The organism is Bacillus pumilus, assembly GCF_900186955.1.
Classification (GTDB): Bacteria; Bacillota; Bacilli; order Bacillales; family Bacillaceae; genus Bacillus; species Bacillus pumilus.
In genome coordinates, this window is the sequence record NZ_LT906438.1 from 235484 (window position 1) to 261637 (window position 26154).

At 43.7% G+C, this 26154-nt stretch carries 23 protein-coding genes; 12 read left to right on the forward strand and 11 right to left on the reverse strand.

All coding sequences use genetic code 11. The features are described from left to right. Positions 1–428: 428 nt before the first annotated feature. Positions 429–845 carry an NAD(+)--rifampin ADP-ribosyltransferase gene (arr, locus tag CKW02_RS01375; RefSeq protein WP_003217208.1) on the forward strand — a complete coding sequence of 139 codons (417 nt, stop codon included), beginning with the start codon at positions 429–431 and terminating at the stop codon, positions 843–845. 58 nt (positions 846–903) lie between these two features. Here the strand turns inward: arr and CKW02_RS01380 are convergent, their stop codons facing one another. The 6 genes from CKW02_RS01380 to CKW02_RS01405 are packed head-to-tail and all read right to left on the reverse strand — an operon-like array spanning position 904 to position 8393. Beyond that, positions 904–2823, reverse strand: coding sequence for a BglG family transcription antiterminator (locus tag CKW02_RS01380; RefSeq protein WP_003216960.1), 1920 nt, complete (start codon positions 2821–2823; stop codon positions 904–906). Continuing rightward, positions 2820–3704: an ROK family protein gene (locus tag CKW02_RS01385; protein WP_003217073.1), complete on the reverse strand. Its 885-nt coding sequence runs from the start codon at positions 3702–3704 to the stop codon at positions 2820–2822. The genes CKW02_RS01380 and CKW02_RS01385 overlap by 4 nt, the downstream gene beginning before the upstream one ends. A 57-nt stretch (positions 3705–3761) precedes the next feature. Beyond that, entirely contained in the window at positions 3762–6425 is a 2664-nt protein-coding gene (gene mngB, locus CKW02_RS01390) for a mannosylglycerate hydrolase (RefSeq protein ID WP_034620722.1), read from the reverse strand. Positions 6426–6453: 28 nt separating this feature from the next. Beyond that, on the reverse strand, positions 6454–7572 hold the full coding sequence (locus tag CKW02_RS01395; RefSeq protein ID WP_003217114.1) for a PTS fructose transporter subunit IIC: 1119 nt from the start codon (positions 7570–7572) through the stop codon (positions 6454–6456). Between the two features lie 36 nt (positions 7573–7608). Further along, a complete protein-coding gene (locus CKW02_RS01400) occupies positions 7609–7938 on the reverse strand; it encodes a PTS fructose transporter subunit IIB (protein ID WP_034620720.1) in 330 nt (109 codons plus the stop codon). Further along, the gene (locus CKW02_RS01405) at positions 7935–8393 is read right to left on the reverse strand and encodes a PTS sugar transporter subunit IIA (protein ID WP_034620718.1); all 459 of its coding nucleotides are present in this window, start codon (positions 8391–8393) and stop codon (positions 7935–7937) included. Before CKW02_RS01405 ends, CKW02_RS01400 begins: the two co-directional genes overlap by 4 nt. A gap of 242 nt (positions 8394–8635) precedes the next feature. Here CKW02_RS01405 and CKW02_RS01410 point away from each other — a divergent pair, with 242 nt between their 5' ends. Continuing rightward, entirely contained in the window at positions 8636–11305 is a 2670-nt protein-coding gene (locus CKW02_RS01410; protein WP_003217254.1) for a S8 family peptidase, read from the forward strand. A gap of 311 nt (positions 11306–11616) precedes the next feature. Then, positions 11617–12099 carry a hypothetical protein gene (locus CKW02_RS01420; RefSeq protein WP_003217020.1) on the forward strand — a complete coding sequence of 161 codons (483 nt, stop codon included), beginning with the start codon at positions 11617–11619 and terminating at the stop codon, positions 12097–12099. Positions 12100–12440: 341 nt separating this feature from the next. Here the strand turns inward: CKW02_RS01420 and CKW02_RS01425 are convergent, their stop codons facing one another. The 3 genes from CKW02_RS01425 to mmuM all read right to left on the reverse strand — a co-directional run bounded on the left by CKW02_RS01425 (position 12441) and on the right by mmuM (position 15573). Further along, entirely contained in the window at positions 12441–13061 is a 621-nt protein-coding gene (locus CKW02_RS01425; RefSeq protein ID WP_003216967.1) for a hypothetical protein, read from the reverse strand. Positions 13062–13184: 123 nt separating this feature from the next. Further along, positions 13185–14588, reverse strand: coding sequence for an S-methylmethionine permease (gene mmuP / locus CKW02_RS01430; protein ID WP_095117735.1), 1404 nt, complete (start codon positions 14586–14588; stop codon positions 13185–13187). Positions 14589–14634: 46 nt separating this feature from the next. Then, entirely contained in the window at positions 14635–15573 is a 939-nt protein-coding gene (gene mmuM / locus CKW02_RS01435; protein WP_003217053.1) for a homocysteine S-methyltransferase, read from the reverse strand. A gap of 332 nt (positions 15574–15905) precedes the next feature. Between mmuM and CKW02_RS01440 the strand changes: the two genes are divergently transcribed. The 4 genes from CKW02_RS01440 to CKW02_RS20220 all read left to right on the forward strand — a co-directional run bounded on the left by CKW02_RS01440 (position 15906) and on the right by CKW02_RS20220 (position 17899). Then, positions 15906–16736, forward strand: a complete 831-nt coding sequence (locus CKW02_RS01440) for a YitT family protein (protein WP_034320763.1) — start codon at positions 15906–15908, stop codon at positions 16734–16736. Between the two features lie 98 nt (positions 16737–16834). Continuing rightward, positions 16835–17152, forward strand: a complete 318-nt coding sequence (locus CKW02_RS01445; protein ID WP_003217253.1) for a PadR family transcriptional regulator — start codon at positions 16835–16837, stop codon at positions 17150–17152. Next, the gene (locus tag CKW02_RS01450) at positions 17145–17732 is read left to right on the forward strand and encodes a DUF1700 domain-containing protein (protein WP_003217090.1); all 588 of its coding nucleotides are present in this window, start codon (positions 17145–17147) and stop codon (positions 17730–17732) included. The genes CKW02_RS01445 and CKW02_RS01450 overlap by 8 nt, the downstream gene beginning before the upstream one ends. Beyond that, complete coding sequence (locus CKW02_RS20220; protein ID WP_003217225.1) at positions 17729–17899, forward strand: hypothetical protein; 171 nt, start codon at positions 17729–17731, stop codon at positions 17897–17899. The genes CKW02_RS01450 and CKW02_RS20220 overlap by 4 nt, the downstream gene beginning before the upstream one ends. Positions 17900–18108: 209 nt before the next feature. Here CKW02_RS20220 and CKW02_RS01460 read toward each other — a convergent pair whose 3' ends face one another. Continuing rightward, positions 18109–19323: a multidrug effflux MFS transporter gene (locus tag CKW02_RS01460; protein WP_003217029.1), complete on the reverse strand. Its 1215-nt coding sequence runs from the start codon at positions 19321–19323 to the stop codon at positions 18109–18111. Positions 19324–19536: 213 nt separating this feature from the next. On the opposite strand from CKW02_RS01460, the gene CKW02_RS01465 reads away from it, so the two are divergent. Both CKW02_RS01465 and CKW02_RS01475 read left to right on the forward strand, forming a co-directional pair. Beyond that, positions 19537–20085, forward strand: a complete 549-nt coding sequence (locus CKW02_RS01465) for a GNAT family N-acetyltransferase (protein WP_003217027.1) — start codon at positions 19537–19539, stop codon at positions 20083–20085. Positions 20086–20447: 362 nt separating this feature from the next. After that, positions 20448–20987: a DUF402 domain-containing protein gene (locus tag CKW02_RS01475; protein ID WP_003216999.1), complete on the forward strand. Its 540-nt coding sequence runs from the start codon at positions 20448–20450 to the stop codon at positions 20985–20987. Between the two features lie 39 nt (positions 20988–21026). On the opposite strand, the gene CKW02_RS01480 is transcribed toward CKW02_RS01475, so the two are convergent. After that, the gene (locus tag CKW02_RS01480) at positions 21027–22640 is read right to left on the reverse strand and encodes a S8 family peptidase (protein ID WP_231953214.1); all 1614 of its coding nucleotides are present in this window, start codon (positions 22638–22640) and stop codon (positions 21027–21029) included. 188 nt (positions 22641–22828) lie between these two features. On the opposite strand from CKW02_RS01480, the gene CKW02_RS01485 reads away from it, so the two are divergent. The 3 genes from CKW02_RS01485 (at position 22829) to CKW02_RS01495 (ending at position 26014) form a co-directional block, all read left to right on the forward strand. After that, positions 22829–24310: an amidase gene (locus CKW02_RS01485; RefSeq protein WP_034620783.1), complete on the forward strand. Its 1482-nt coding sequence runs from the start codon at positions 22829–22831 to the stop codon at positions 24308–24310. A 37-nt stretch (positions 24311–24347) separates the two neighbouring features. Further along, positions 24348–24911 (forward strand): TetR/AcrR family transcriptional regulator, encoded by a 564-nt coding sequence (locus CKW02_RS01490; RefSeq protein ID WP_003217172.1) that lies wholly within the window; start codon positions 24348–24350, stop codon positions 24909–24911. An 80-nt stretch (positions 24912–24991) separates the two neighbouring features. Next, positions 24992–26014, forward strand: coding sequence for a quercetin 2,3-dioxygenase (locus CKW02_RS01495; RefSeq protein ID WP_003217252.1), 1023 nt, complete (start codon positions 24992–24994; stop codon positions 26012–26014). Positions 26015–26154 lie beyond the last annotated feature (140 nt).

Genomic DNA, 26154 nt, shown 5'->3' on the forward strand with positions numbered 1-26154 from the left:
TTTTTTCGTTCACTCTATTGGCAAGATTATATTGTTCGAATTGTTCTAGAATGATAGTCTGATTGTATATTGTAAAAAATGGTTATATATCCATTGTAAGGGAGGGGTTGTTTAAATGATGACGATTCTTTTTCTGTTTTTCTTATTGTTTTTCATTTTTTACGCTTTGAATTATATAGGTCAGAAAATGATTGCGAGGGAAAACCCAATGAACCATGGCGTGATTGTGACTCTATCAGCTGTGGAAGGGATTCTCGTTTTTGTGATTGTTGGTGTTAATGAGAAGTTTCCGTTTTTTTAGAACAAATCACATCTTACTCTCTACTATCATCATACCCCGAATTCAATCTCATTTATAGACTGTTTTCCGCCTAGATCAGGCCGTATACTGTTATACGCAAGTCAAAAACGATAAGGGGTGTGGCTGTATGAACGAGAAGCAACAAGTTTTAGACCCTGGCCCATTTTTTCATGGGACGAAAGCGGAATTGAAGATTGGAGATCTGCTTGAACCGCAGTATTTATCGAATTATCAGGATCAAAAATCAAACCATATCTATTTCACCGGAACATTAAACGCAGCCAAATGGGGTGCTGAATTAGCAAGATCTGATGCGAAAGAGAGAATTTATCTTGTAGAACCGTTAGGCGAGTTTGAAAATGATCCGAATTTGACTGATAAAAAATTTCCGGGTAACCCAACACGTTCTTATCGGTCAAAATCCCCTTTGAAAATCGTCGCAGAATTAGGTTCGTGGCAAAGACATTCCGATGAAGAAATCGATCATATGCTGAGCTCTTTAAAGAAATTAAGTGAAGAAGGGAAAAATGTCATATACGATTGATGATTCTCAATCACACGAAGGCCGCCTCATCAACAGCTGGGCGGCCTTTTGTTTGATCTTATTGAAACAACGCATTCATCAGCTCATCGAATGTTTTTGATTGATTCAGAGAGTGAATGCGGTTTGGATTATCCAGTAAATCAACGGCTTGTTCAAAGAATTGATTCATGCAGGCTGCGTCATCCTTATGAATGGCTAATAAAAAGACAAGTGATACTTGGTTTCCCTGCCAGTCAATCGGCTGTTTTAAGTGTGCGATGGCTACGCAGGATGTGCCTTCATTTGTGATGAGCGGGTGCGGCATGGCAATCCCTTTTCCAAGGTAGGTAGACGACATTTGCTCCCGCTCAAGCACCGAGGACCGAAAAGATGACGATACTAGCTGATACGTTTCTAAACGGCTGCATAGTGTGTCTAATACCTCGTCCTTACTGGATAGGTCAGCGTTCAATAAGGTTAATCGTTCTTGAAAAAACGCCATCAGTTCTTGCGAGGGAGTCCCGTGTCCATTTAATAAATGAATGACCTCATTCACCCGCTGTACATCATGTTTTTCAAAAAAGGCGCTGACCTGTATCACTGGTTTTCCCTTTGATGCAAGCGGGACGGTTGTAATGATGACGTCACAGGGAAGGGTGGTGCTCATGAGATAATCCTGATAGGAATACAGCTCGACGATGTCCAGTTCGTGCTGAAAGGCTGTCTTCAATTTAATTTCAAGTAGTCTTGCCGTCCCTAATCCAGACCCGCACACAATTATCGCTTTCTTTTTTTGCGAGGTATCGAGCTGACTTCTTTCAAATGAAGCAGCGATATGCAGGGCAACATATGCCGCTTCATCTTCATTTGGCGTCCGCACCAGCTGTAAAGCATTCAGCCCGCTGACAGCCAAATCAAACGGGTATGGATAGGACGTTTTGATTTCATGCAACAACGGATTTTGTAAGGATACGCCATATTGGATTCGATTTAATAATGGTTTCATATGAAGCATCAAGTCTTGCTGCAAGATGTTGTCATCTGCAAAGTGGTGACCGCTCATTTTCTCAATGTGCTGTAGAAAGACCGCAACCGCCTGCTGAACTTCCACTGTCGTCTGATGCTGGGCGGCTTCTTTCCACGTTTGATTTGCCAATAGATGCATGACTAAGTAATCTGTTTCATCCTCTGATAAGGTGACATGAAAGGTGTCACTCACCTGCTGTATGATCTTTTGGGCAATTCTCATCAAGACGGGTGATCGTTGTGTACGAGTGGTACTGGCGGGTATCCGCTGGTTTTTTCGTGTTTGCTGAATCGCAATTGCTAAGTGAATGACTAAGTTTTTTAAGGCAATGTCTTTAATGAGCAATGACTCTTGATGCAGGTTCGTCAGGACAATAGATCGAATGGTTTCAAGAGAAATATCGGGAAAATGGAGCTGCTCCCGCTCGGTGATATGAGAAAGTGCAGGCTCTTCTTCAAGGAGTAAGTCTGCATAGCATGTTCTTTTTTGCAATTCGTCTCCCTCAATTTTTAAGCCAAATCCAGGCTTTGACACAAGGGTCATACCGTAACGGGCTAACAGCTCTCGTCCTTTTTTCAAATCACTGCTGACCGTCATGCGGCTGATGAACAGTTCTTCAGCCAGCTGGTCAATTTTTAAGTAATCCTGTTGAAGCAATAGCTTCCTCATGATAAATCGTACACGCTCTTCTGGCATGACGGGGACGAGAGAGCGGGCAGGAAGCTTTTGTTGATGAAGCCAAAGCAGGAAGGCATCTTGGTCACTCGTTAATAGGGTGTATCCCTTTCCGCGGATCGTTTTAATCTTGGCTCCAGCTTCCTTTAATTGCTCATTTGCTTCTTTGATTAAATGACGGATGGAGCGGTCAGATAAGCGAAAAGAGGCAGTGAGCTCCTCCAGCTTCACGAACCCCTTCGTTTCAAATAGCTGCTGAATCAGCTGATAGGTTCGAGGATCTGCCGTCATCATCATTGCGCGGCTCCTTGCGCCTGTAAGGCATCAGTACCAAGAGCGATGGCGCCCATTAAACCTGATAATCCATCAAAGGATGGCTTGGTGATAATTTCATTTAAAGGCTTTGGCAGTTGTAAATACCCATGAAGCCGCTTTTCTGTTTCATCAAGAATGAGCGGCAGCATAGCGGGCTGTTTCATCACACCTCCACCGAGAATGATGCGCTCTGGCGAAAGGGTGAGTAATAAATTGGCGGTCATCTGTCCGAGATAGTAGGCATGAAGTGACCAGGCAGGATGATCCTCTGGCAGCATTTGTGCCAGTGTATGATAGCGCCCTTCTATGGCAGGTCCTGATGCCAGTCCCTCTAAACAGTCATGGTGTATAGGGCAGCAGCCACCGTAGGAATCATGAGGGTGCCGCTGCACTGTGATATGACCCATTTCTGGATGCAGCAACCCGTGAATGAGGCGGTGTTCAATATAGGCACCGCCGCCTATTCCGGTTCCAACAGTGATATAGACCAAAGAAGCAGGCTTTTCTGCTTCAACCGAAAAGCGGGCTTCCCCGAGTGCTGCACAGTTCACATCTGTATCAAGCTTCATCGGGAGTCCAAGGGCTTGTTTTAAAGTAGAAAGGAAAGGGAATTGGCGCCAGGCTGTTTTGGGTGTCTCTAAAATCGTCCCATAGCTTGGGCTTTGTTCTTTTACATCGACAGGCCCGAATGCCCCAATGCCAATGGCATCGACAGGATGCTTTGTAAAGTAATCGATTACTTGCCGGCATGTTTCATCTGGATTACCTGTTGCAAAGGAAGTCGTGTGTTCAATCGTTCCATCTGTTGTTCCGTAGCCGCAGACAAATTTTGTTCCGCCTGCTTCAATGCCTCCAATTCGCATGATCAATGCCCTCCATTAAAGAGGGGCGGAATCCAAATGGACCCCGCCCCTACATGTTCATTTTTTCTTTACAATGTAGGTTTGTACCTGACAAGGTGTGAGCGGTTCAATGTGTAATGATCCATGTTGTGCTTTGAGTATATGTCCTTCAGGTGTTTCGCCTAAATTCGCTGTTTCTCCGTGCTGTAGAGGTGAACTATTGATTGAAGCGGCTGTTTGACGCGTTAAAAATGGATTGAAGAGACGGATGACAATGCCTGTTCCATGCTCTTCTTTTTTCAGAGCGCTTAGAATGGCTCCGTCTGTCTCAATGTCAAGCAGGCTATAAGTAGATTGTAAGTCTTCTTTTTCATCTCGGAAAGAGAAAATTAAACGACCGTTTAAAAAGTCTGCCCGTTCGTAGCATTGAACTGGGGTTGTATACCGCTTGGCAAGCTGCGCTAAGTGTCCCTCGCTGACAGCATTCTTGCTATAGTGCATGCCAAATGAGAACGACAGTGCACCTTGTAGCTGAGCGTCAGGTGTCTCAACAATTTTTTCACCAGATGCGCGTCCTGGACGGTAAAGAAGATTTTCTTTACCCATTTTTCCGAAACAGCGGAAAAGCGTATACGCAATCGTTGTGTAGCTTTCTCCTGTGATCTGGTATTCTCTCACGCAGTCCGTCAATAGAGCGACACCATATGCTTCATCACGAAGTGCAGTAAAGGATTGCATCGGTTCAATGGTGATCGGTTTTTCTTCCCAATGCTCATTGCTCCACCATTCAAGCTCTTGCGTGAGCTCTGTCGGGCGTTCGATGGTTCCAAACTGCTGATCGCTCAGTGATACCTTTGATGCGATGCCTGTATCAAAGAGGACACGCAGACGATGGTCTAACGCATGATTGTCGACATCGACATGAAAACGGATGACAGGCTCATCTTTATTTAATGCTACCTTCACTGTAATCGGGAGTGAAGTCGTGACTGATTGCTGAGAGCGCTCTTCTAAGTCATATGGGACAGTAAGAGTAAGCTGGACGGTGAGCTCTTCTTGCAGGCCGCTTTTAGACACTGTGATGTCTGCTGATGAAAGATCCTTGGATGACACATACAGATCCTCACGCGGCGGGGAATAGTTGTAGGAATCCCCATCGTCTCCATTGTCTTCAAAGATCATTTGCTCAGAGAATGTCCGGCCTGTTTGTTTATCTGTGATCTCCAGCGATCCGTTGTCATTTGCCGCAATGCGGTAATACGTATTTTCAATCGCATGTTCTTCTGTTTGTTCCCATGCAGATTCGCTTGATTCATCGAAAACCATGCTGACTTGTGTATAACCAACGGACGGTAAGTCGGCGGCTTCAATCAGCAGAACAGCTTTCCATACTTGTTTTGGCATGTACACATCTTTACTTGGGTTAAGAGAAATTTGCTGTGCCAACACATAATCTGTGACATCGGTTTTGTTTTTCACTGTGTAGTGAAGCGTTTTTCCATTGGCATCTTTTAGTGTAAAAGGACGTTCTGTGATAAAGGTTTCAACTTCAATAACTTCAGAACGCTTTGAAGGCAGTGTATTAAATAAAGTAAACGTGATTTCTTGCTCTGTTTGCAGTCGAATGGCGATGAGGCGCATGTGTAAGTCCACAAGGTTCTCAGCAATTTCCTTTGCCTGCTTGTAGCGGAAGAAGACATCTTGATTCGTCGTATCACTATTACAGCCGCCAATGCTGTCATGCGCTGCATTTTCAAACATGAGGTACCAAATATCACGAACCGTATCATGCGGATAGTCGTGTCCGAGTGAATAGCTGATCGTGAGGATAGGCTCCATCACATTGACGAGATAGTTTTCAATTTGATTGTTTAAGATTTTTAAATCAGCCCGTGTTGAAAAAATAGATTTGTGAATTCGCATATGCTTCGCATGAATGAGCTCTCCTTTTAAAGTTTCAAAAGACGTCCGCTCTTTTTTCACTGCTGCAATGTAATCTTCTAAACTGCTGATTTGATAGTGGTGCTCGTCCAGTTCATTGGCTTTTTCTAATAAGTCAGGCAGGTTTTTGCGGATCGGTGCCTGGTCAAAGCCATTTGGGAAATAGACATTCTTTGTGGTTGCCTTTGCTTGCAGCGCACCGATTTTTTCAGATAAAAAGGCTTGTAAGTCCTCATCTTTTTCGGGAATATTTCCACCGTAGTAGTAGCCAAATGGCAGGTTCACCGCAAAGACTTCACTGCCGTCAGCCCCTTGCCAATTGAATTCAGTGTGATTCGTCATATGGTCTGAAACGCCGCGCCAAAAAGCTGTATCCACAATGCCGAAGCCGCGGTAAATTTGAGGCATTTGTGCGGATTGACCAAAGGAATCAGGGACATAACCGACTTTCATCACATGACCGAACTGCTGACAGCGTTCAATTCCATATTGCAGGTTCCGTACAATGGATTCACCTGAAATGACGAGCTGGTCGGTTTGGGTATACCACGGGCCGATGATGAGACGTTTGGCTGTGACGAGCTTTTTGATTCGATTCTCATCCTCTGGACGCCATTTGAGGTAATCATCCAGTAAGGATGCTTGGGCATCGAGCATGAAGTAATGGAACCTTTCATCTGTTTCAAGAGTGTCTAAAATGTCCATTACGCTTTTCATTAAGTAGATACGGGAGCGGGAGGTGGTGAAATACCATTCCCGGTCCCAGTGAGTATGTGGAATCACATGTACATTAACAGTCATTGAGTAACGACACCTTTCTTTGTTCAAATTATCCTTCTAGTACAAGGTCAAAATCGTCTTCTTCTTTCTGCTTCTGATCATGTTCCGGCGTTTTTGGTTCTTTTTTCTCAGAGAAATTGACAAGCAGGTTGGCGCCAATACCGATGACGAGTGCGCCAGTGAGAGCTCCAATTAAATAAGCCCACCAGTTTCCGACTGAGAAGAAGCCGTATAGCCCGCCAATTGGCGGCATGATGTCATGGACACCTAATAATGCAGCAACCCCGCTTCCAGCAGCACATGCGACAACATTGAGCGGAATCAATTTCAATGGATTGACGAGAGTAAAAGGGATCGCCCCTTCCGTAATACCGATAATGCCCATGACAAGGCCGCCACGTCCTGCTTCTCTAAAGGTTGGAGAGAAATTGCGTTTTCGAATCAATGTCGCAAGCCCGTATCCAAGCGGCGGAATGACAATCGCAATATTGACGAGAATGGCAGGGAGGTAGACGCCTGATAGGAAGAGCGCGTTACCTGCCATCCAAGCAGATTTATTCACTGGTCCGCCAAGGTCAAAGCCAATCATCGCACCTAGAATGAGAGCGAGTGCGAGTGTGCTTGTCCCGTCAGCGACCATACCTTTGATCCATTCAATTAATGCTGTGTTCAAAGCACCTAATGGCCCGCCCAGCAGAACGGACATGAGAAGTCCAGTTAAGCCAACGGTAATGAGCGGTAAGATGAGCAGAGGAACAAGTCCGGCTGCGGAGCCTTTAATTTGAATTTTTCGTTTCACAAAAAGAGCGACATATCCTGCGAAGAAGCCTGCAATAACGGCACCGATAAATCCAGCATTCGTTGAGCTGGCAAGGGCACCACCGATGAAACCGGCCGAAAGCCCTGATTTATCCGCAATCGAATAGGCGATAAATCCAGCGAGCAGGACGTTCATTAAGCCAATCCCTGTCCAACCAACCTGCTCCATTAAATAGGCGCCGTGCAGTATGCCGCCAGCATCTTTATAGGCGTTTAAATCTGAAACACCAAACCCTAATCCGACTAGTTTCGCCAAACCAACGATAAGGGAGGCACCAATGATTACAGGAAGAATATAAGAAATACCGGTCATGAGATGGCCTTCAATGACTTTTAATTTTGCTTTCATTTTGCTTTGCTCCTTTCTATATGGCATTGCTCACGTTTATTGAGATTCAGATTTTTTCTTTTCAACAAGTGCTACAGCTTTTGTGATGATTTGCTCGGCATTTTTTAAGGCGCGTCCGATCTCGACACGTACTGTGGGAATGCCTGAAAAACGTTCCGCATCGTTGATATGCTGATTGGAGGCAATGATACAAAGGTCTGCCTGTCTTGCTTCCTCTGGTGTAATGCCATTCACCTGTCCCATAATTCCTTGCTGCTCGATTTTGATCTCGTGACCGAGCTGTTTACCCGCATTCTCTAACGCCTTTGCTGCCATTGGTGTATGAGCTAACCCTGCTGGACATGAAGTGACACCGACAATTTTCATTGTGTAATCCCCTCTTTCAATTGTTGTTCAATGACTTCGTAATAATAGTCAGCGGTTTGACCTGGTTGAATCTTTTCGATGAAAGCAGGTTCCATGAGGCTTGTCGCAATGCCTGACAGTAATTTCAGGTGTGTGACATTTGCTTCTTCTAATGGAACGAGCAGTGTAAATAAATAGCTTGTGGGCAAATCGTCAAAGCTTCCCCATTCAATCGGTTGTTCTAACTCTAAAAAAAGAAGTGAAGCCGTTTGAACAGCGGAGCTTTTTGTATGAGGAATGGCGAAGCCTTGCTGAAGTCCTGTTGAGACTTCGTCTTCGCGAGTCAACAAATCTGATAATAACCCCGCCTGATCGTTTGTAATCTGAAGGTCTTCAGCTTTCTCGGCAATGTATTGTAAAATCTCATTCTTTGATCGTCCGTCTACTTGTGTGAAAACATGATCTTTTTGGAACAAGCTGATCCCTTCTCTCTTGTTTGTTAAGCGCTTACAAGTTGATTGTAATGTACTTTTCGACATGGTTAAATAGCATCATTTTCCGTTTGAAATGGCAAAAAGTTTATGAAGCTATTCGTCTTGCTGTCTGTATATCTCAAATCCTAGCTTAAAACGAGTTTAATTATGTAAAAAACAGATTCTACTAAATGCATTTCTGTGATATTCTTCCAAGGTATTACAAAAGATAAGGGGGTCTTTTCATGTTCAAAAAGCAGGTCAAATCATGTGTGATCGTACTCATGGCCATCATTCTCTGTATGGCGGCATTACCTGGATACGAGGCAGCAGCTGCCAGTAAAGGAACAAATGTCAATGAAGCCATTGGGTTAAAAAATGGTGAAGTCATCTCAGGGACATTACAGAATGAAATGGAAGAGTCATGGTACCAAATCACGCCATCAGCACAAGAGGTGGCAAAACATACACATATGAAAATTTCTGTGAAAAGTAAACAAGTATTATCCGTATCGGTCTATCCAAGTAAAGACAGAGCGATGAAGGATGACACTTATTCGAGATATCGTGTGGACACTGCAAGTGGAGAGACAGAGATCGACTTCCCGCATGCATGGTCAGGTCCTTACTTTGTCAAAGTGCTCTATTTAGGGTCGGAGGAAGACAGCCGTGATGAGGAAGAGGATGCGGCTTATACAATCGGGTATAAAGGAGCTAACCTTCCGCCCTCTGAACCCGTTTTCCCTGAAGACGATGAGCCTGGTATCATTATTATTGAGAGAAAGTACGGGCGAGAAATTCTCCAATCGATTCGTACAATCGAAGATAAACGTTTTAATGAAACACCAAATGGTCAGAAGCTGAGCCGTGTGCTCCAAAAAACAAAGCCATTTCTCAAATCGAAGCTCATCAAACAAAAAAATGAGCAGCAAAAGGTATACAATCATCTGCTTACATTAAAGTCACTGCTAAATGACGTAGAGAAAAATGGTGCATTTAGTGGTCATATCGTAACAGAAAAAGAACAACAGGCGATCAGGTCCCTTTTTGATATGCTCAAAGAAGCAAGTCCGGCTTATTTAAAAAAGGAATTAGAAGCCGTCAGTCAAAAAATTGGCATCAATCAGCTTGAAGGAAAATCAGTTGGTTATGTATTAGAGAAACAAAAGCTTGTAAAAGAAGAGAAGGTTAAAACGAATAAGATCATTTTTAAATTAAAGGATGGCCAAACACTTCAATCTGCGAAAAAGAAGATGAAAAGCTATGGCATCCAAGAAAACCGTGTGACATCACAGTCAGTCAGTCCTTTATTTAAAGGAATGTATGTCTATGATGTGCCAGCAGGGCAAGAATCAGCTGGAAAGACTTTAAAAGCAGGCAAAGCTGTCATCAAAAGCACTGCAAGAAAGCTGTCCAGCATGCCGAATGTTGAATTTGCGGAGCCTGTTCAAACCTATCGCGCGCTAAGCAGCGACGCGCAGTATGGTTATCAGTGGCCGCTGAAAAACAGTGCGCAAAACAGCGGGAAAAAAGGCGCTGACGTCAAATTTGAACAAATGAATACACTGATTGGCACAAGCAAAATGAAGCAAACATTAATTGCAGTTGTGGATACAGGTGTAGACAGCCGTTTGACTGATTTAAGCGGGACTGTTCGTACGGACTTAGGTGCGAATCTCATTGGAAGAAACAAAGATGCGATTGATGACAATGGACACGGTACGCATGTGGCGGGCATCATTGCCGCAAAAGCCGATAATCATTACTCGATGGCAGGTCTTAACCAACATACGGGCATCATTCCTGTGAAGGTGCTGGATGCCTATGGCTTTGGAGATACAGAGCATATTGCACTTGGAATTAAGCATGCAGTAGATAAAGGCGCAAAGGTCATCAACATGAGCCTTGGTGGCTACTACAGCCGGGTAATTGAATATGCAATGAACTACGCGGCTCAAAGAAATGTACTAGTGGTTGTGGCGAGTGGAAATGATGGCGTTCCAGAAATGGGCTATCCTGCGACATCAAAATACGCAATGGCCATTGGCGCAAGCAACCGTATGGATATTGCCGCTGAATTCTCAAGCTTTGGTAAAGGACTGAGCATGTCTGCACCAGGATCTGATATTCCAAGCTTAATGCCCGATGGGAATGTCTCATACCTGAGCGGGACATCAATGGCGACACCATATGTGGCCGCGGCAGCAGGATTACTTCTTTCTAAAAATCCAACCTTGAAGCCGAATCAAGTAAGGAATATCTTGCAAAGCACAGCCGATAATATTTCCTTTACTTCTGTTGATGGAACAGATGACGTTTTCTATGATGAAAACGATGAGCCAATTGTCGATCCGAAAATTCCAGGGATCGATTGGATGACAGGACATGGCAGACTGAATGCATTTGCTGCTTTAAGTGCTGTCGAACTGAACGCATCTGTGAGCAAAGTGGAGGATCAGCATCAAAAGGTGACAGGTAAAGCAAAGGCTGGCGCTGCTATTTCTGTGTATAGAGGCAAAACACTGCTTGGAAAAGGCACAGCAGGCAAAAATGGAACCTTTAGCGTGAAGATCAAGCATCAGAACAAAAACAAAGTCCTTCACATTAAGATTTCAAAAGGAAAGGCCGCTACAACGCTCAAAACAGTCGTCAAAAAAGGCAAAGCACCAGCTAAGCCGAAAGTGGGCAAAGTAACGGTTAAAAGTAAAACGGTCAAAGGGACTGCGGGTGCAGGATTGACCATTAAAGTGAAAAATAAATCAAAGAAAGTCATCAAAACGGTAAAAACAAATAACAAGGGCGCATTTACTGCCCAAATAAAACCGCAAAAAGCCAAAACAGTCTTGTATGTGACCGCTTCTGATGTGAGAAAAAGAGAAAGCAAAGCGGTGAAGGTTGTTGTTGTGAAAAAGTAAGAGGAGAGCTTCCCTTTCTAAAGAAGGGAAGTTTCAGCGTGTAGACAAACCCTCGCATTCTTTGTCAGGACTGTGCTCCGGTGCTCACGAATGTCAAATTCGCTCCGCTCCTGTGCTCGCCCTTCCTAGACTGCAAAGGTTTTCTATCACGCTGAAAAGAAGACAAAGGGCTAAAATGAAGATCATTTTAGTCCTTTGTCAACAATCTGGAACTTCCCTTTCTAAAAAAGGGAAGTTTTTTTGCTTGTTACTGGAAAAATACCAATTAATGTCGATAGTAATATAGCAGGAAAAAAAAGGAGGATTTATCGATGAAAAAAATCATGTTTGCTTTCTTTCTATCATTGCTTCTCGTATTCCCAACCTTTGCACATGCAGAGGAAACAGGGGCAGTACCAGCTTCCGTTCAAGTAACAAGTGTCACCGCAGCCGATAGTGGATTAGTGAATTACGGCTATGGCAGTAAATATCGCGTGGGTTCTTATTATCCAGCTACGTTTAAAGGAACACTAAAAGATACAAGTGGAAATCTCATGCCTAATCAGCCGATTCAGCTTTATTTTGAAGCAGCAATTAAATCATATGCTCAAACAGCGACAGGCACAACAGACGTAAATGGACAATTTTCACTGACGTTTCAAGTTCCTGCAGGTGCAGGCTACCAAACATACAATAATGCAGGCTGGTCTACACATTACTACGATATCGTTCCAGTGACGTTCACTTCAAACGACATCAAGCTATCTTCAAATGTCACAAGTGTGTACCATTTGGCATATACATCCCGTTACTAATCTGCTGGAAGAAGCGACTTGGCTGAAGCCTTGTCGTTTTTTTCATAGAAAAAAGGATGTCATCATGTGACATCCTTTTTTTGTTAGCAAACCTGCTGGGCGGCAACCGAAAGAGTCGATAAACAAACACTCATGAGCCGTGACTCCCAGATTCGATCGAGCGTTTACCTTTTAGTTTTGAGCTTTGATGGATAAGAACTTTTACACTTGAACGTTGATCCTTGAACCTTCAGCTTTGAGCTTTTATCAAGGATCATCCAGAGATGATCAGATGAGGAGGGAATGACCTTTCCCTCGGAGGTGTTTAGTTCTATCGATTTTCGGCTCACTAACAAAATTGATTAATCGATCTGTATTTTCGTTAGTGTATTGCTTTCTGACAAGGAAAAATCAACTTCCATTTGAAAATCCTCAATCTCGGTCGAAAGCTTTTCAATCTTCACTCGAAGACGAAGCGGATCGATGATCGTCGCCTCATTTTCAGCGAGGAACGACTTGACGATCTCTTGGTTGGCAGCCGCTTGTGTTTTTCCGTCTTTTCCAAATAGGGTTTCTAAATGCTGGTCGAGCCTCTTCTTCACATCTTCATTGGTTTGTTCTGCTTTGTCTACTAGCTCTGTGTACACCTTTTTCAATTTCCGTAAATAACGAATATCGTATTCTATCGACGTCTTCCGTTCAATCGCTTCTGCCACCGTCATGCTGACACCCGCAACATCAATCGTTGTCGTCGCATTCGACACAACGATGGCTGATTTGATGGCATTCCGGCGTTTGATTAATGCTTGAATCGATTGGTCATCAGCCTTCGCCTTCTTTTCGATGTCTTCTTGATGTTGAAACCCGTGCTGTATATGTTTCCCGATCATCAATCCACCAAGTACGGCTTCATCAACGGTTCGGTTGATTCTCTTATCTAACATTTTCAGTTCACTTAATGCTCTTGTAATGGTCATTTCCATATTAGTGACAACTCCCTTGATTCATCCTGAAAATCATAGATTCCTATCATATACCAAAGTGTGCTTCTTTTACTAGCGATATCCTTTTTTGTCAAATTGTTTTTGATAGAAAAAAACCTGGCGTTATACACCAGGTTCTTCACGTTTTTTCTGAATCAAAGCTGTCACATAATAGGCAGCATAGCAGAGCGCGATGAAAGGAATGCCGCAGATAAGGGCAATCCGCTGATTTGGATCAAAGGCAATGCCAATCACAGAGGCAAGACACAGGAAGAAGGCAGCAATCGGAACCACTGGATAGAGCGGAGTTCGAAAGGAAAGATCATGGAGCTGTCCGCCTTCCTGTAAAAAACGTTTCCGAAACATAAATTGTGAGGCAGCAATCCCCATCCACACGATCACAACGGCCAGTCCAGAGATCGAAACAAGGACAAGGTATACCGTTTCTGGTGCGATGACACTTGAGAACAAAGAAAGAATCCCACCGATCATACTTAAAATCAGTGCGTTCAAAGGAATTCCTTTAGATGTCAGCTTCGCCAGTTTCTTAGGCAGTGTCCGTTCCTCAGAAAGTGACCAGAGCATACGGGATGACGCGTATAGTCCAGAGTTTGCGGCAGATAAGATCGCTGTCAAAATGACAAAATTCATGAAATCTGCGGCATATGGAATCCCGATGCGATCAAACACCACAACAAATGGACTTTTGATCACCCCAGCTTCTTCCACTGGGATCAAGCCGGCTAAGACCACGATCGTTCCAACGAAAAACAAGACAAGACGCAGTACGGTTGTGCGAATCGCTCTTGGAATGGTCTCGTCAGGATTGACGCTTTCACCCGCAGCAATCCCAATTAACTCCGTACCTGAAAAAGCGAAATTGACGGCAAGCATCGTCATTAAAATCGGTAAAAAGCCGTTTGGGAAAAGACCGCCTTCCCCGGTGAAGTTAGAAAGGAACGGAGCGGCCTCACCGCCTTTTAACGGAATCAAGCCAAACATCGCAGCTCCGCCAAGAATAATAAAGAGAATAATAGCCATTACTTTAATGCTGGAAAACCAAAACTCTGATTCTGCAAAAAACTTCACTGTAAAAGCATTGAGTAAAAAGATAAGAAGAGCAAAGACACCGCTCCACATCCAAACCGATGTGTCCGGGAACCACCGCTGCATTAAAAGCCCTGCCGCTGTAAATTCCGATCCGAGCGCGACTGTCCATGTCAGCCAGTAGAGCCAAGCGACTGTGTAGCCTGTGCCGGGTCCAATATATTTTGTTGCATACGTATGAAAGGCCCCTGTAACCGGCATTGCCACAGACAGCTCACCTAAACAGAGCATCACGAGGTACACAATTAATGCCCCGACAAGATAGGCAAGGATCGTCCCCGCGGGTCCTGCTTGATTGATGGTATACCCAGAGCTTAAAAAGAGCCCTGTTCCAATGACGCCGCCTAGAGAAAGCATGAACAGGTGGCGGCTCGTCATTTTTCGTTGATATTGTTGTGACTGATCTTTTGCTTGTTCCATGTCTTCCCGCCCTTTTGCTTAGAAGTATGTGTGATGATTCATGGTGCTATGCTGTGGTAAGTTTTAAGATGTCCGTGATATCTTCTGGGGTCGTCCGGCAGCAGCCGCCGATGATATGCGCGCCGTCTTGATACCATTGATGCGCACATTCACCAAATGTATGCTGAAGCGTATCTCCGCTCCATACCTTTTCTTCAGGATCATATAATTCCCCTGAGTTTGGATACACGACAATCGGTTTGCTCGTCCCCTTTTTCATCTCTTGAATGAGAGAAGAGATAAATTGCGGCGGCGTACAGTTTACACCCACAGCAGCGATCTGTTCATAAGGTTCCAGTGCTTGTACACATTCTCTGAGCAAATCTCCTTCACTAATATGAAGGTCGTCCTTCGCGCTGAATGTAATCCAAGCAGATACACCATTGAATTCATCTTGCAGCAGCTTTGCAATGGCCGTTGCTTCAATGAGACAAGGGATCGTTTCACACGCAAGAATATCTGCACCAGCTTCTACTAATGCCTGAATCCTTGGTCTATGAAAATCAATGAGTGTCTGCTCTGTGAGTCCATAATTCCCTTTATATTCTGAACCATCAGATAAATAAGCGCCGAATGGCCCCACAGATCCTGCAACAAATGGTTTTGTCCGCCCTTTACGACGCGCTTCATCCTGCCAAAAAAGATCGCGTGCCTCTTTTGCTAAAGTGACAGATCGTTTCATTAGTTCAATGGCTTCTTCTTTTGAATAGCCTTTTTCAGCGAAGCCATCAATCGTTGTTTGGTAGCTCGCTGTTGTGGCACAGTCAGCTCCGGCTTTGAAGTAATCCAAGTGTACTTGCTGAATCAATTCTGGCTGTTCAATCAGTATTTTGGCTGACCATAAACTGTCGTTTAAATTGCAGCCCTTTCGTTCAAGCTCTGTTGCAAGTGCACCGTCTAAAATTAAAGGTGCGTGAGCTTGTAAACGGCTTTGAATAGGATTCATCGAATGGAACACCCTCCTTTTTAGTCGGAAATGATGGATATGATATGAGGCAGTAGTTTAAATGACTAAAGTGTTTTTGTCAAGGAGAGGAAAAAGCATGTGACCGCGGAAAAACCCTGAAAACATGCGGGTTTCCATGCATAAACATGCAGTCAAAATAATAGAAAACCAAGTCATTGACAGTCTCTAAAAAGAGATATATATTATGGAAAGGTTCATTTCAGAAAGCTTCGTCAAAAGGCGCTGTCCTTTGATTTTTTTTGTTCAACGACTGTCTTCTTTCGTGCAGAAAGAGGGTTTTTTATATGCTTAAAAAAGGAGGAAAGAAGAAATTGAAAAAATGTGTAAAAGATATCGCAATGATTCTAATTGGTTCTTTTTTATTTGCCGCCGCAGTGAACATGTTTGTCATTCCGCTTGAATTTGGTGAAGGCGGTGTAACGGGGCTGTCCATCATTTTCTATTATTTGTTTGAAATTGCACCATGGCTGACGAACCTAGTGTTTAATGCCATTCTGCTGCTTGTGGGGTATAAATATTTGGACAAGAAGACGACGATTTATACTGTGGTTGCCGTCGCAAGTAACTCCCTATTTTTACACCTGACCACAACATGGGTCGTGAATGTTCACGAATTGATCATTGGGGCCATTTTCGCAGGAATCATTATCGGAATTGGGATTGGTCTTGTGCTAAGAGCAGGCGGTACAACGGCGGGTTCTGCCATACTCGGAAGAATTGCCAACAAGTATTTAGACTGGAACGTGAGCTACGCCATCTTGTTCTTTGATCTGATCGTCGTATTTGCTTCCTACTTTATTATTGGTGCGGAAAAATTAATGTTCACGATTGTGATGCTGTACGTGGCGACAAAGGTGATGGACTTCGTGATAGAAGGGCTTAACACGAAAAAGGCAGTGACGATCATTTCTTCATGCAAAGATGATATTGCCGAAGAAATCAATCACACCTTGGATCGAGGCGTGACGATTTTAAACGGACGCGGTCATTATTCAAAGGAATCGAAGGAAATTCTCTATGCAGTCATTCAAAAACAAGAGCTTATGCGTCTAAAGAAAATCATTAAGAAAATTGATCGAGACGCATTCGTTGTTGTCCATGACGTGCGTGATGTGTTCGGAGAAGGATTTGTGAATATATAAAAACGAAAGGACCCCAAAAGGGTCTTTTTTTTTATATTTATACCTCTTGTCACATGATACTATGTAATGTATAGTATAAATGGTTAGGAGTTGTAATCATGAATGCACAATTAAAAAAAGGTTTACTGGAATTCTGTGTACTGGCGGTATTAAAGAAAGGCGATTCCTATGGTTATCAAATGATTAAAGATATGTCCCATTGTATTGAGATTTCAGAATCGACATTATATCCGATATTAAAGCGATTAGAGCAAAACAATTATGTGGAGACCTATTCCCAGGAACATAATAGTCGATTAAGAAAATACTACCGGATGACAAAAAGCGGCCGTGAGCATATGGCGCAGTTTTTAGCGGAATGGGATCAAGTGATGGCGATTTACGACTTTATTTCTGGAGGACAGGGCAATGAATAAAAAAGAATTTTTAGCCAGCTTAGAGAAGCACCTGCATCGTCTAGGCGAAAAAGAAAGTGATCGGTTCATCGAGTATTACGATGAAATGATCGAGGATTATCAGGAAGATGGATACAGTGAACAGGAAGCGGTCGATCAAGTCGGGCAGCCTGCCATCATCGCTGAAGGGATTTTGAAGGAACAAGGAATCAAAACCGTTCAGGTGCCGACGTTTGGAGAAAAAGCCACAAGGCTCTCCATCCTCATTTTAGGCTTTCCGTTATGGGGTAGTATTCTAGCAACAGTCTTCCTGCTGATTCTTTCTGTGTATATGGTGATTTGGTGCATTCCGCTCGTGACAGGTACAATGACGCTAGTTGGTCTGCTCGGAGGTTTTTGGAGCATCATTGGTTCTCCATTTATCTTTCAGGACGGTTTGCATGTGGTGGTGACGCAGATTGGCGTTGGTATTCTTCTATTAGGTGTCGGATTATTATGCGGCATGGCCACGGTGTATTTGACAAAGCTATTAGTTCAAATGACTATTCAAACCACTAAGGCATTCATGGGAATGTTTAAAAAGAAGGTCGTGAGAATATGAATGTGAATGATTTAAAAAAGCAATGCATCAAATGGGGGATCATCTTCACCGTTGCCGGAGGAATTGTCATGGCAATTGGTTTTGGACTATCGGGCTTTGACCTAGATGCATATCACAACAATGACCAGAACAATGTGTTCCGCACTATCAATTGGAGCAAGCCATAAATGAAAAACCCGCTTATGCGGGTTCAGCGTGTAGACAAACCCTCGCATTCGGTGTCAGTCCTGCGTGCTGGTGCTCACGAATGTCAAATTCGCTCCGCGCCAGTACTCGTCCTTCCTAGACTTCAAAGGTTTTCTATCACGCTGAAAAGAAGACAAAGGGCTAAAATAAAGATCATTTTAGCCCTTTGTCAACAATCTGAAAAACCCGCTTATGCGGGTTTTTTTGCTCTGGCTACAAAGAAGAAATAACAGCAAAGTGCACCTAGTTCACAAAGCATAATAATCAGACCCATTGGAAAGGCTGTTTGGCTTCCGGCTAGTCCGACAAGAGGTGTCATGCAGGCGCCTAGCAGCATTTGTGCCACACCGATGAGTGCGGCTGCACTTCCTGCATGTGCGCCGTGATGCTGCATCGCAAGAGACGGGGCAGAGGTGCCGACAATTCCAACGCTTGAGACCACAAAAAAGAGCGGAATGAGAATGCCATACAATCCTGCATCTATGGAGATCATCAAAAATAAGGTGACGCCGCCTAAGGCAGCTATCAGCAATCCAATGCGAAGAACCTTCTCTTCGCCGATTTTAGCAGCGACGCGGGCAAATACTTGTCCAGCCGTGATGATCCCGAGACTATTCACCGCAAAGGCAGCACTGAATCCTTGTGGAGAAAGGTGAAAAAGCTCCTGGAGCACAAACGGTGAGCCAGAAATATAAGCAAACATCGCTGCGAATACAAGACCTTGGGAGAGGGCATACCCAACAAAGAGACGATCACTCGCTAAAATTTTCATGGCACCAACAATCTGTTGAAAGCCTCCTGTCTGTCTGCGCTCCGCAGGTAAACTTTCTTGAAGTGAAAAAATAGATCTCAGCAGCATCAAGGCCCCGAGGATGCCTAAGAGAATAAATACACCCTGCCATGTGGTAAAGCGTAACATCTGTCCGCCCACAATAGGTGCCGCTGCCGGAGCAACCCCGTTGACCAACATGAGCAGTGCAAAGAATTTCGTCATTTCTGAGCCTTCATAATGATCTCGCACAATGGCTCGTGCAATGACAATGCCTGCTGAACCAGCGAGTCCTTGAATCAATCTTAAGAGGATGAACATCCAAATCGACGAGACCACCGTACATAAAAGAGAGGCGGCGATAAAAATGATTAAGCCGATCATCAGCGGTTTTCTTCTGCCGATCGTATCACTAATAGGACCTGCAATCAGTTGTCCAAGCGCGAGTCCAATCAGACAAGCCATCAGACTTAATTGGGACAAAGCAGTGCTTGCTTCAAAATCTCGTGCAATATGAGGCAATGCAGGTAAATACATATCCATTGCAAGCGGTGCAAGGGCGGTTAAAGAACCAAGCAATGCAGCAAGGAGAAATCGGTTTTTTTTCGATTCTTGGGGATAAGATAAAGAACTCATATGACATTACACTCCTCGTATACTTCCTCAAAACAGCATAATGAATCGAGCGTCCCTTTTCAATGGAAATTTTCAAAGAGGATTCCGTGCAAAATAATTGATCTTTCGAAGGAGACTCTTTACATTGAATGAGTAGAGAAAAGAACAAGGTCATCGACATGCAGTATTTGCATGATACGTATATCTGGCAATTAAACAACAGGAGGTGCTGACATGGAGCAGCAAGAGCTGATCATTCGTCAAGCAGTCAAAGAAGATCATGAGGCCATTAGACACGTACTAATCAAATCCTATTCACAGTATGAGCCTCAATTTACAGAGGAAGGCTGGCAAAATTATTCTGCTGCGCTTGCAGCAGCTGTAGATAATCCAAACATGGAGCTGATGCTTGTGGCGGAGCTTGAAGGTCAGGTCGTAGGGACGCTTCAAATGTTCCGGTCATCAGCGCAAGCGTATGACAAACCCGAAATGGGCATTACTTCAGCCATCGTCCGGTTTTTAGGAGTAGATCCCGATGTCAGAGGAAAAGGAATTGCAGAGTCATTGTTACGTAAAAGTATTGAGCTCACGCAATCATGGGGCGAAAATGTTCTGTACCTTCATACCTCTGATAAAATGCAGGCTGCCATTCGTCTTTATGAAAGAATGGGCTTTGAGCGTGCACTAGATAAAGAATTTGTGAATCAAAATGGGACGCATGTTAAAAGCTATCAATATGTCATCCAGAAAGAACAACCAGCTGGTTCATCACATCACGCATAATAAAAGGAAGAGCACGTCCTCGATGGACAGCTCTTCTTTTTTTATTTACGCCCACAGTATAAGCGCCCAATATGATATCCCCCACGAGATTAAACCGAACATAACAAAGAATTTTAACATGCGCTCATAAGGAGATAGCCTTCGTTCTCTTCGTTTTCACCAGCCGCCTATATAGGGCAAAGCCGCAAAAAATGAGGATGATTTGTCCAAGCTGTGTAAGGTTTTCAAGAATCGTGATTCCGTTCATTTATTTCACCTCATCAATAAGTCTTCCATATGTGAATGCAGCAACCCTTTATTTTTTCAAAAAAAATCGGTGTATACTGGAAAGAGAGAATCTAGATGCAAGAGGGAGTTGTGACATGGTGTTTTCGCTACATGCGGATCGGTGGGATGAAGTAATCGAGAGAAAAATCAAATACGATCAGAAGATTGTGGAACATACTTGTCAGCTGTTAGACGCACAGGGACAGCAGGCTGTGCTGTTTCACAAGATTGAAGACACGTTTACGATGAGGGCAGGTGATGGTGCTCTGACGATTCCAAAAGGGAGCTATACGACCGCTTATTATTGGAAGGATCGTCCTTACAATATGTATTTCTGGAGAGATGATCAAGGGAAGGAACTAGGTTCTTATTTTAATATTGTGGGGAATACATCGTTCAACGGCCAGCTGGTCATGTTTGAAGACCTCATTGTTGATCTTCTCGTTCTTCCGAATGATGATTTTTTTGTATTGGATGAAGATGAGTTGCCAGAGAGTTTAGTGGATTTTGAACAAGGTTCAGTGCACCGAGCATTAGAGAGTGTGATGGCTTCGTTAGAAAACATACTTGATCAAGTGAGGGCAGATGTTGATGGAAAATATCATCACAGCTTGTTTGCACCGCTGTTAAAATAGAAAAAAACGATTCCTTTCAGCGAGGAATCGTTTTTTCTGTTACACCTTGATACGGTTTAATCGTTTTTGTAAACTGGTTTTCGTTTTAGAAGCTTTTAGCTGTTTGACAGCGGTTTGCGCTACTGCTTTTGTTTTCTTAGTTCGTTTGGTTTCCGCCTTTTTGACCTTTTGTTTGGCGTCTGTCACTTTCTTTTGATAGGCGACCTGTTTTTTGACTTTGTCGAGCCGATTTTGCAGGCTTGTTTTTTCTTTGCCTTTGTTTAACTTTTTGATGGCCGCTTGTGCGCTTTTAATGGCGCCTTGTGTTTTGCTTTTTTCGGCTGTTTGAACCTTTGCACGTGCCAAGCGGATATCAATGGTTCCTTGTACCTTTTTCACCCGTTCAGTGAGTGCTGTTTTTTGTTTACTTGCAGTGAGTCGGCCAATTTTCGTTTTGGCTTGATTGACATCTGCCTGCTTTTTAGATGTTTCGGCTGTTTTGACAGCGCTAGTCGCAGCCTTCAAAAAGCTTGATTGTGGTATATATTGCACGCGGCCATAGCCGAATTGTGGATCTTTTCCTTTTGCGCCAAGATCCACTGTATAGCTGCGCAATAAGGTGCGAAGCTGAACATTTGTTTTCTTCGGATGAAGCTGCTTCAACAGTGCCAGCATGCCTGTGACATGCGGTGCGGCTTGTGATGTACCTGTTGCATACCAATATTCATTTTTTAAATAAGTGCTGATGACGTTCTGACCAGGGGCAGAAAATTCAATACCTTTCCCTGTATTTGAGATAGAAGCGAGTTTGTCTTTGTCCGTCGTTGCAGAAACGGCAATGACGCTATTGTAGGCGGCAGGATAGCTGATATGATTCTTCTTCCCATCATTCCCGCTTGCAGCGACCACAAGCAGTCCTCTTTTGTATGCTTCATCCACTGCTGAACGCAAAATAGGGATATTGTCTTCAAAACCTAGACTTAAATTCATAATATCCATCTTGTTGCTAATGGCCCAATCGATTCCTCGAAGCAGACTGTACAAGTCGCCTTCTCCCTTTTTATCTAACACTTTCACGGCATACAGCTTCGCGCCAGAAGCGACGCCGACTGTGCCGTAATCGTTATTGAGGGCACCAATCGTTCCTGCGACATGTGTGCCGTGTCCTTCATCATCTTTATAGGAGGAAGTGTAGTTCACGAATGATTTACCGCCGGATATCTTTAAATCCTCATGTGGAGAAATACCAGTATCCAAAACGGCTACCTTCACATTTTTCCCCGTGACGCCTTCTTTTATCGCTTGCTTTACATTCAGCTTTTGCAGGTTGTAAGATTTTTGAACCAATGCATCCTGATTCGTAGAGGCAGCGGTTTTTTTCATCGTAGAAGAAGCGAGTTTGACCTTTATGTTTTTTGAGACATACGCGATGTTGGGATCTTTTTTGAGTGACGTGACCGCTTGTTCATCTGCTGTCACAGCGACAGCGGGAAGATGTATGTACTGTGCGTTCACTTTTTCACTTTCTTCAATCGCTGTTTGCTTTCCTTTTTGGTTTTTATAGACGATGATGACATCTGTTTCTTTTGGCGGTGCAGCTGCCTGCGATTGGTAAGGCAAGGCAGTTGTCAACGCAAGAAGAAACGCGATGACTACGAATATTTTCTTTTTCAAGGCGATAGCCCCTTGCATACGATGACCTCCGTCTTTTTTTTTTCTATTATATCGGAGAAATGAGAAGGATGGTTAGAAGAATCATATTGTTTGTCAGAAAGTTTTTTTTACAAGTAACCTGAAATTGAAATTCATACAAATCTAGTAGACAATAGAGAGAACATAATAAGAGAAAGTAGGATATGCTGATGAACGTAAAAGAGTATATGACGTATGATGCGATTGGCTTGGCGGCACTTGTACGGAATAAGCAGGTAACGCCAGACGAGCTTGTACAAGCTGCATTTGCTAGATTGAATGAGGTCAATCCTGAACTAAATGCGTTGATTCAGACAAGACAAGATCAAGTATTAAAAGAAATCAAGACATTACATACGAGTCAGCCGTTTGCGGGCGTTCCATTTGTACTGAAAAATATATCGCAAGGGCTGGAAAATGAACCGCTGACAGCAGGAGCTGCATTATTAAAGGATGTAAAGGCAAAAACGGACTCCCACTTTGTCCAGCGATTGAAGCAGGCTGGATTTCTCATGATGGGACATACAAACACACCAGAATTCGGATTAAGAAATGTAACAGAACCTGCTTTACATGGTCCAACGAGGAACCCTTGGCATCCTGACTATTCTCCTGGCGGTTCAAGCGGCGGGACGGCAGCAGCTGTTGCGAGCGGCATCGTACCTGCTGGTGGAGCAAGTGATGGTGGAGGGTCCATTCGGATTCCAGCATCCTTTACAGGTTTGTTCGGTCTCAAACCAACAAGAGGAAGAACGCCGGTAGGACCAGGCGCAGGAAGGCAGTGGCAAGGGGCATCCATTGACTTTACACTTACAAAAACAGTGCGGGACAGTGCAGCCCTTCTTGATCTGCTTCAAGTCATTCAGCCTGAAGCGGCTTTCCAAACGCCATTATACGACGGCAGCTATCAAGAAGATCTAGTGAAACGTACATCTTCTATGCGAATTGCTTACAGTGTAGAATCTCCAGTTGGTACGAAGGTCAGTGAGGAAGCGAAGCAGGCGGTGCAGCAAACAGTGAAATGGCTGAGTGATCAAGGGCACCAAGTAGAAGAAGCAGGGCCTGCAATCGATGGGATTCATCTGATGCAGCAATACTACGTCATGAACAGCGGAGAAATGTCTGCACTATTCACGTCCTTGAATCGTTCATTAGGACGTCCAGTCAATCCGGAGGAAACAGACATCGTGGCATGGGTGTTGGCAGAGGCTGGCAAGAATGTAACCGCTGCTGCTTACACAGAAAGTCTTGATGCATGGGATATGGCGGCTGCACAAATGGCGTCATTTCATCAAACCTATGATCTCTTTGTGACACCAGCGACTGCCTATTCAGCTCCTAAGGTTGGTGAGTTGATGCATTCGAAAGAAGAAATCACAGAACTTTTACGTGTGTCATCTCTCTCAATGCAAGCGCAGCAGGATCTCATTTATGACATGTTCTTAAAGAGTCTGACCTACACACCATTTACACAGCTTGCCAACTTAACGGGTCAGCCTTCTATGAGCGTTCCTGTTCATCTCACTAAGGCGGGCATGCCTTTAGGGGTACAGGTCACAGCACCTAAGGGGAAAGAGGATTGGCTGCTTCGGCTTGCAGCAGAGATGGAGACATCCTCGATTTGGAAAGGAACAAATCAACTCATACGTTGAAACGACATTGGTCTATGGAGGGAAAGGAGTGTCACACGTGAGTACGAAGGATAGAATTATTCAAACGGCCGCACTTCTTTTACGCAAACAGGGGTATCATGCGACAGGATTGAATCAAATCATTAGAGAGAGCGGCACGCCTAAAGGATCTCTTTATTATTATTTTCCAAACGGAAAAGAAGAGCTAGCCATAGCAGCCGTTGAATATATTAGTCAAAAGGTCATCAATCGAATTGAAGAAAGCTTTGCCTATTCGGATGATCCTTATATCGCCATCGACCGCTTTATGACAAACATCATCCGGGGATTTACGGAGCAAGAAAATGAAAGAGGCATTCCGATTGTCTTGCTGGCGGCAGAATCCAAGCCAGAACATACGCAGCTTCATACTGCATGTAAACAAGAAATGATCCGCTGGCAAAAGCTTGTGAAAGAAAAGCTCATGAACAGCGGATATGAAGAAAACAAAGCGGATGAGCTGGCTTCTCTCCTTCATTCAATGGTGATTGGGGGTCTATCGATGACCACCGCACTCAAACAAACGACCCCGTTAGAACATGTGAAATGTTACCTTAGACACTTATTTATGCGAGAAGAGTAAAATCTCTCGCATATTGTCTATCTATTATATCAATTGGTCTATATAATAAAGATAGTCAATTAGTCATGAGGAGTGATGGGATGTCGGAGCAACCGCAATCGATCAAGCAATCCGAAGGAACCTCTTTTTATACCGTGTCTGGTTCAGGGAAACTGTATGGGCTGGAAAATCAGCTTGTTCATGTGCTGGCAGAAGTAAATCAAACGAATCAGCTGTTTGAGCTTGTCTTAATCACAGGTGGGAAAGGAGCTTATTTTCCACTTCACTGTCATGAGCACTTATTTGAAACCATTTTTGTGCTGGAAGGAAAGCTTGAAGTGATCTTGGACGGTAAAAAATATATGGTCACAGCCTTCGATTATATTCATATCCCACCCAAAACGATCCATGGCTACAGAATGCATAGTCACAAAACAAGATTTATTTCATATACGTTGGGCGGACAAATGACAGATGTCTATCAGCAAATTGGGAAAAGGCTTCAGCGGAACGAATGGCCGATGACCGATCATGCTTTCGATGCAGACAGCTTTGAACAAGCTGAAAAAGAAAGCGATCTCATATTGATGCATGGTATCCGGCAGCTGTCAAATACAACTAAGCCCTCCGTTTTATTTCATAGTCAGCTCCCTCAGGCGGTGCAGCCCTACGTATTAGAGGCTGGTGAAGGGAAGCAATACATTATTGATGGTCAGCTTCATGAGCTGATCGCAACAACAGAAACAACTGGAGGCGGGTTCAGTCATTTTGTGATTGAAGGCGCGAAGGGAAAGTATTTTCCTCCGCATTATCATCAAGTACATACAGAAGCACTCTATTGCGTTGAGGGAAAAATGAATCTTCAATTGAACGGAGAGGATATATGCCTGATGCCGGGTGACTTTGCCTATATACCGCCGGATACAATTCACTCTTATAAATTCGTGTCCCATTCTAATAAATTTTTGCTTTTACTGCTCCCTGGAAAGATTGAGCAGTTGTATGAGCAATTTGAAGAATCACAAAGCCCGAGTATATGTCCTTATTTTATTCAAGAAGGGAACTTAATGATTGATCGAGAGACTTCCTCTCAATATGATTTGGTCTTTATCGAAAAAGGATAAATATGTAACGCGTTACACATGGTTGAATAAGCGCCTGTCGAACCGATCGACGGGCTTTTTTGTTTTTTAATAATCCTGATCTGATGCATGAACCATCCATTCAAGGTGAAGCTATGTACAGATGATTTTCGCTAAAGGAG

Excerpts from the sequence above, each read along its gene's own strand:
- arr (WP_003217208.1), top strand. The coding sequence starts at position 429 with ATGAACGAGAAGCAACAAGTTTTAGACCCTGGCCCATTTTTTCATGGG.
- CKW02_RS01380 (WP_003216960.1), bottom strand. The coding sequence starts at position 2,823 with ATGATGATGACGGCAGATCCTCGAACCTATCAGCTGATTCAGCAGCTA.
- CKW02_RS01385 (WP_003217073.1), bottom strand. The coding sequence starts at position 3,704 with ATGCGAATTGGAGGCATTGAAGCAGGCGGAACAAAATTTGTCTGCGGC.
- mngB (WP_034620722.1), bottom strand. The coding sequence starts at position 6,425 with ATGACTGTTAATGTACATGTGATTCCACATACTCACTGGGACCGGGAA.
- CKW02_RS01395 (WP_003217114.1), bottom strand. The coding sequence starts at position 7,572 with ATGAAAGCAAAATTAAAAGTCATTGAAGGCCATCTCATGACCGGTATT.
- CKW02_RS01400 (WP_034620720.1), bottom strand. The coding sequence starts at position 7,938 with ATGAAAATTGTCGGTGTCACTTCATGTCCAGCAGGGTTAGCTCATACA.
- CKW02_RS01410 (WP_003217254.1), top strand. The coding sequence starts at position 8,636 with ATGTTCAAAAAGCAGGTCAAATCATGTGTGATCGTACTCATGGCCATC.
- CKW02_RS01420 (WP_003217020.1), top strand. The coding sequence starts at position 11,617 with ATGAAAAAAATCATGTTTGCTTTCTTTCTATCATTGCTTCTCGTATTC.
- CKW02_RS01425 (WP_003216967.1), bottom strand. The coding sequence starts at position 13,061 with ATGGAAATGACCATTACAAGAGCATTAAGTGAACTGAAAATGTTAGAT.
- mmuP (WP_095117735.1), bottom strand. The coding sequence starts at position 14,588 with ATGGAACAAGCAAAAGATCAGTCACAACAATATCAACGAAAAATGACG.
- mmuM (WP_003217053.1), bottom strand. The coding sequence starts at position 15,573 with ATGAATCCTATTCAAAGCCGTTTACAAGCTCACGCACCTTTAATTTTA.
- CKW02_RS01445 (WP_003217253.1), top strand. The coding sequence starts at position 16,835 with ATGAATGCACAATTAAAAAAAGGTTTACTGGAATTCTGTGTACTGGCG.
- CKW02_RS01450 (WP_003217090.1), top strand. The coding sequence starts at position 17,145 with ATGAATAAAAAAGAATTTTTAGCCAGCTTAGAGAAGCACCTGCATCGT.
- CKW02_RS20220 (WP_003217225.1), top strand. The coding sequence starts at position 17,729 with ATGAATGTGAATGATTTAAAAAAGCAATGCATCAAATGGGGGATCATC.
- CKW02_RS01460 (WP_003217029.1), bottom strand. The coding sequence starts at position 19,323 with ATGAGTTCTTTATCTTATCCCCAAGAATCGAAAAAAAACCGATTTCTC.
- CKW02_RS01465 (WP_003217027.1), top strand. The coding sequence starts at position 19,537 with ATGGAGCAGCAAGAGCTGATCATTCGTCAAGCAGTCAAAGAAGATCAT.
- CKW02_RS01475 (WP_003216999.1), top strand. The coding sequence starts at position 20,448 with ATGGTGTTTTCGCTACATGCGGATCGGTGGGATGAAGTAATCGAGAGA.
- CKW02_RS01485 (WP_034620783.1), top strand. The coding sequence starts at position 22,829 with ATGAACGTAAAAGAGTATATGACGTATGATGCGATTGGCTTGGCGGCA.
- CKW02_RS01495 (WP_003217252.1), top strand. The coding sequence starts at position 24,992 with ATGTCGGAGCAACCGCAATCGATCAAGCAATCCGAAGGAACCTCTTTT.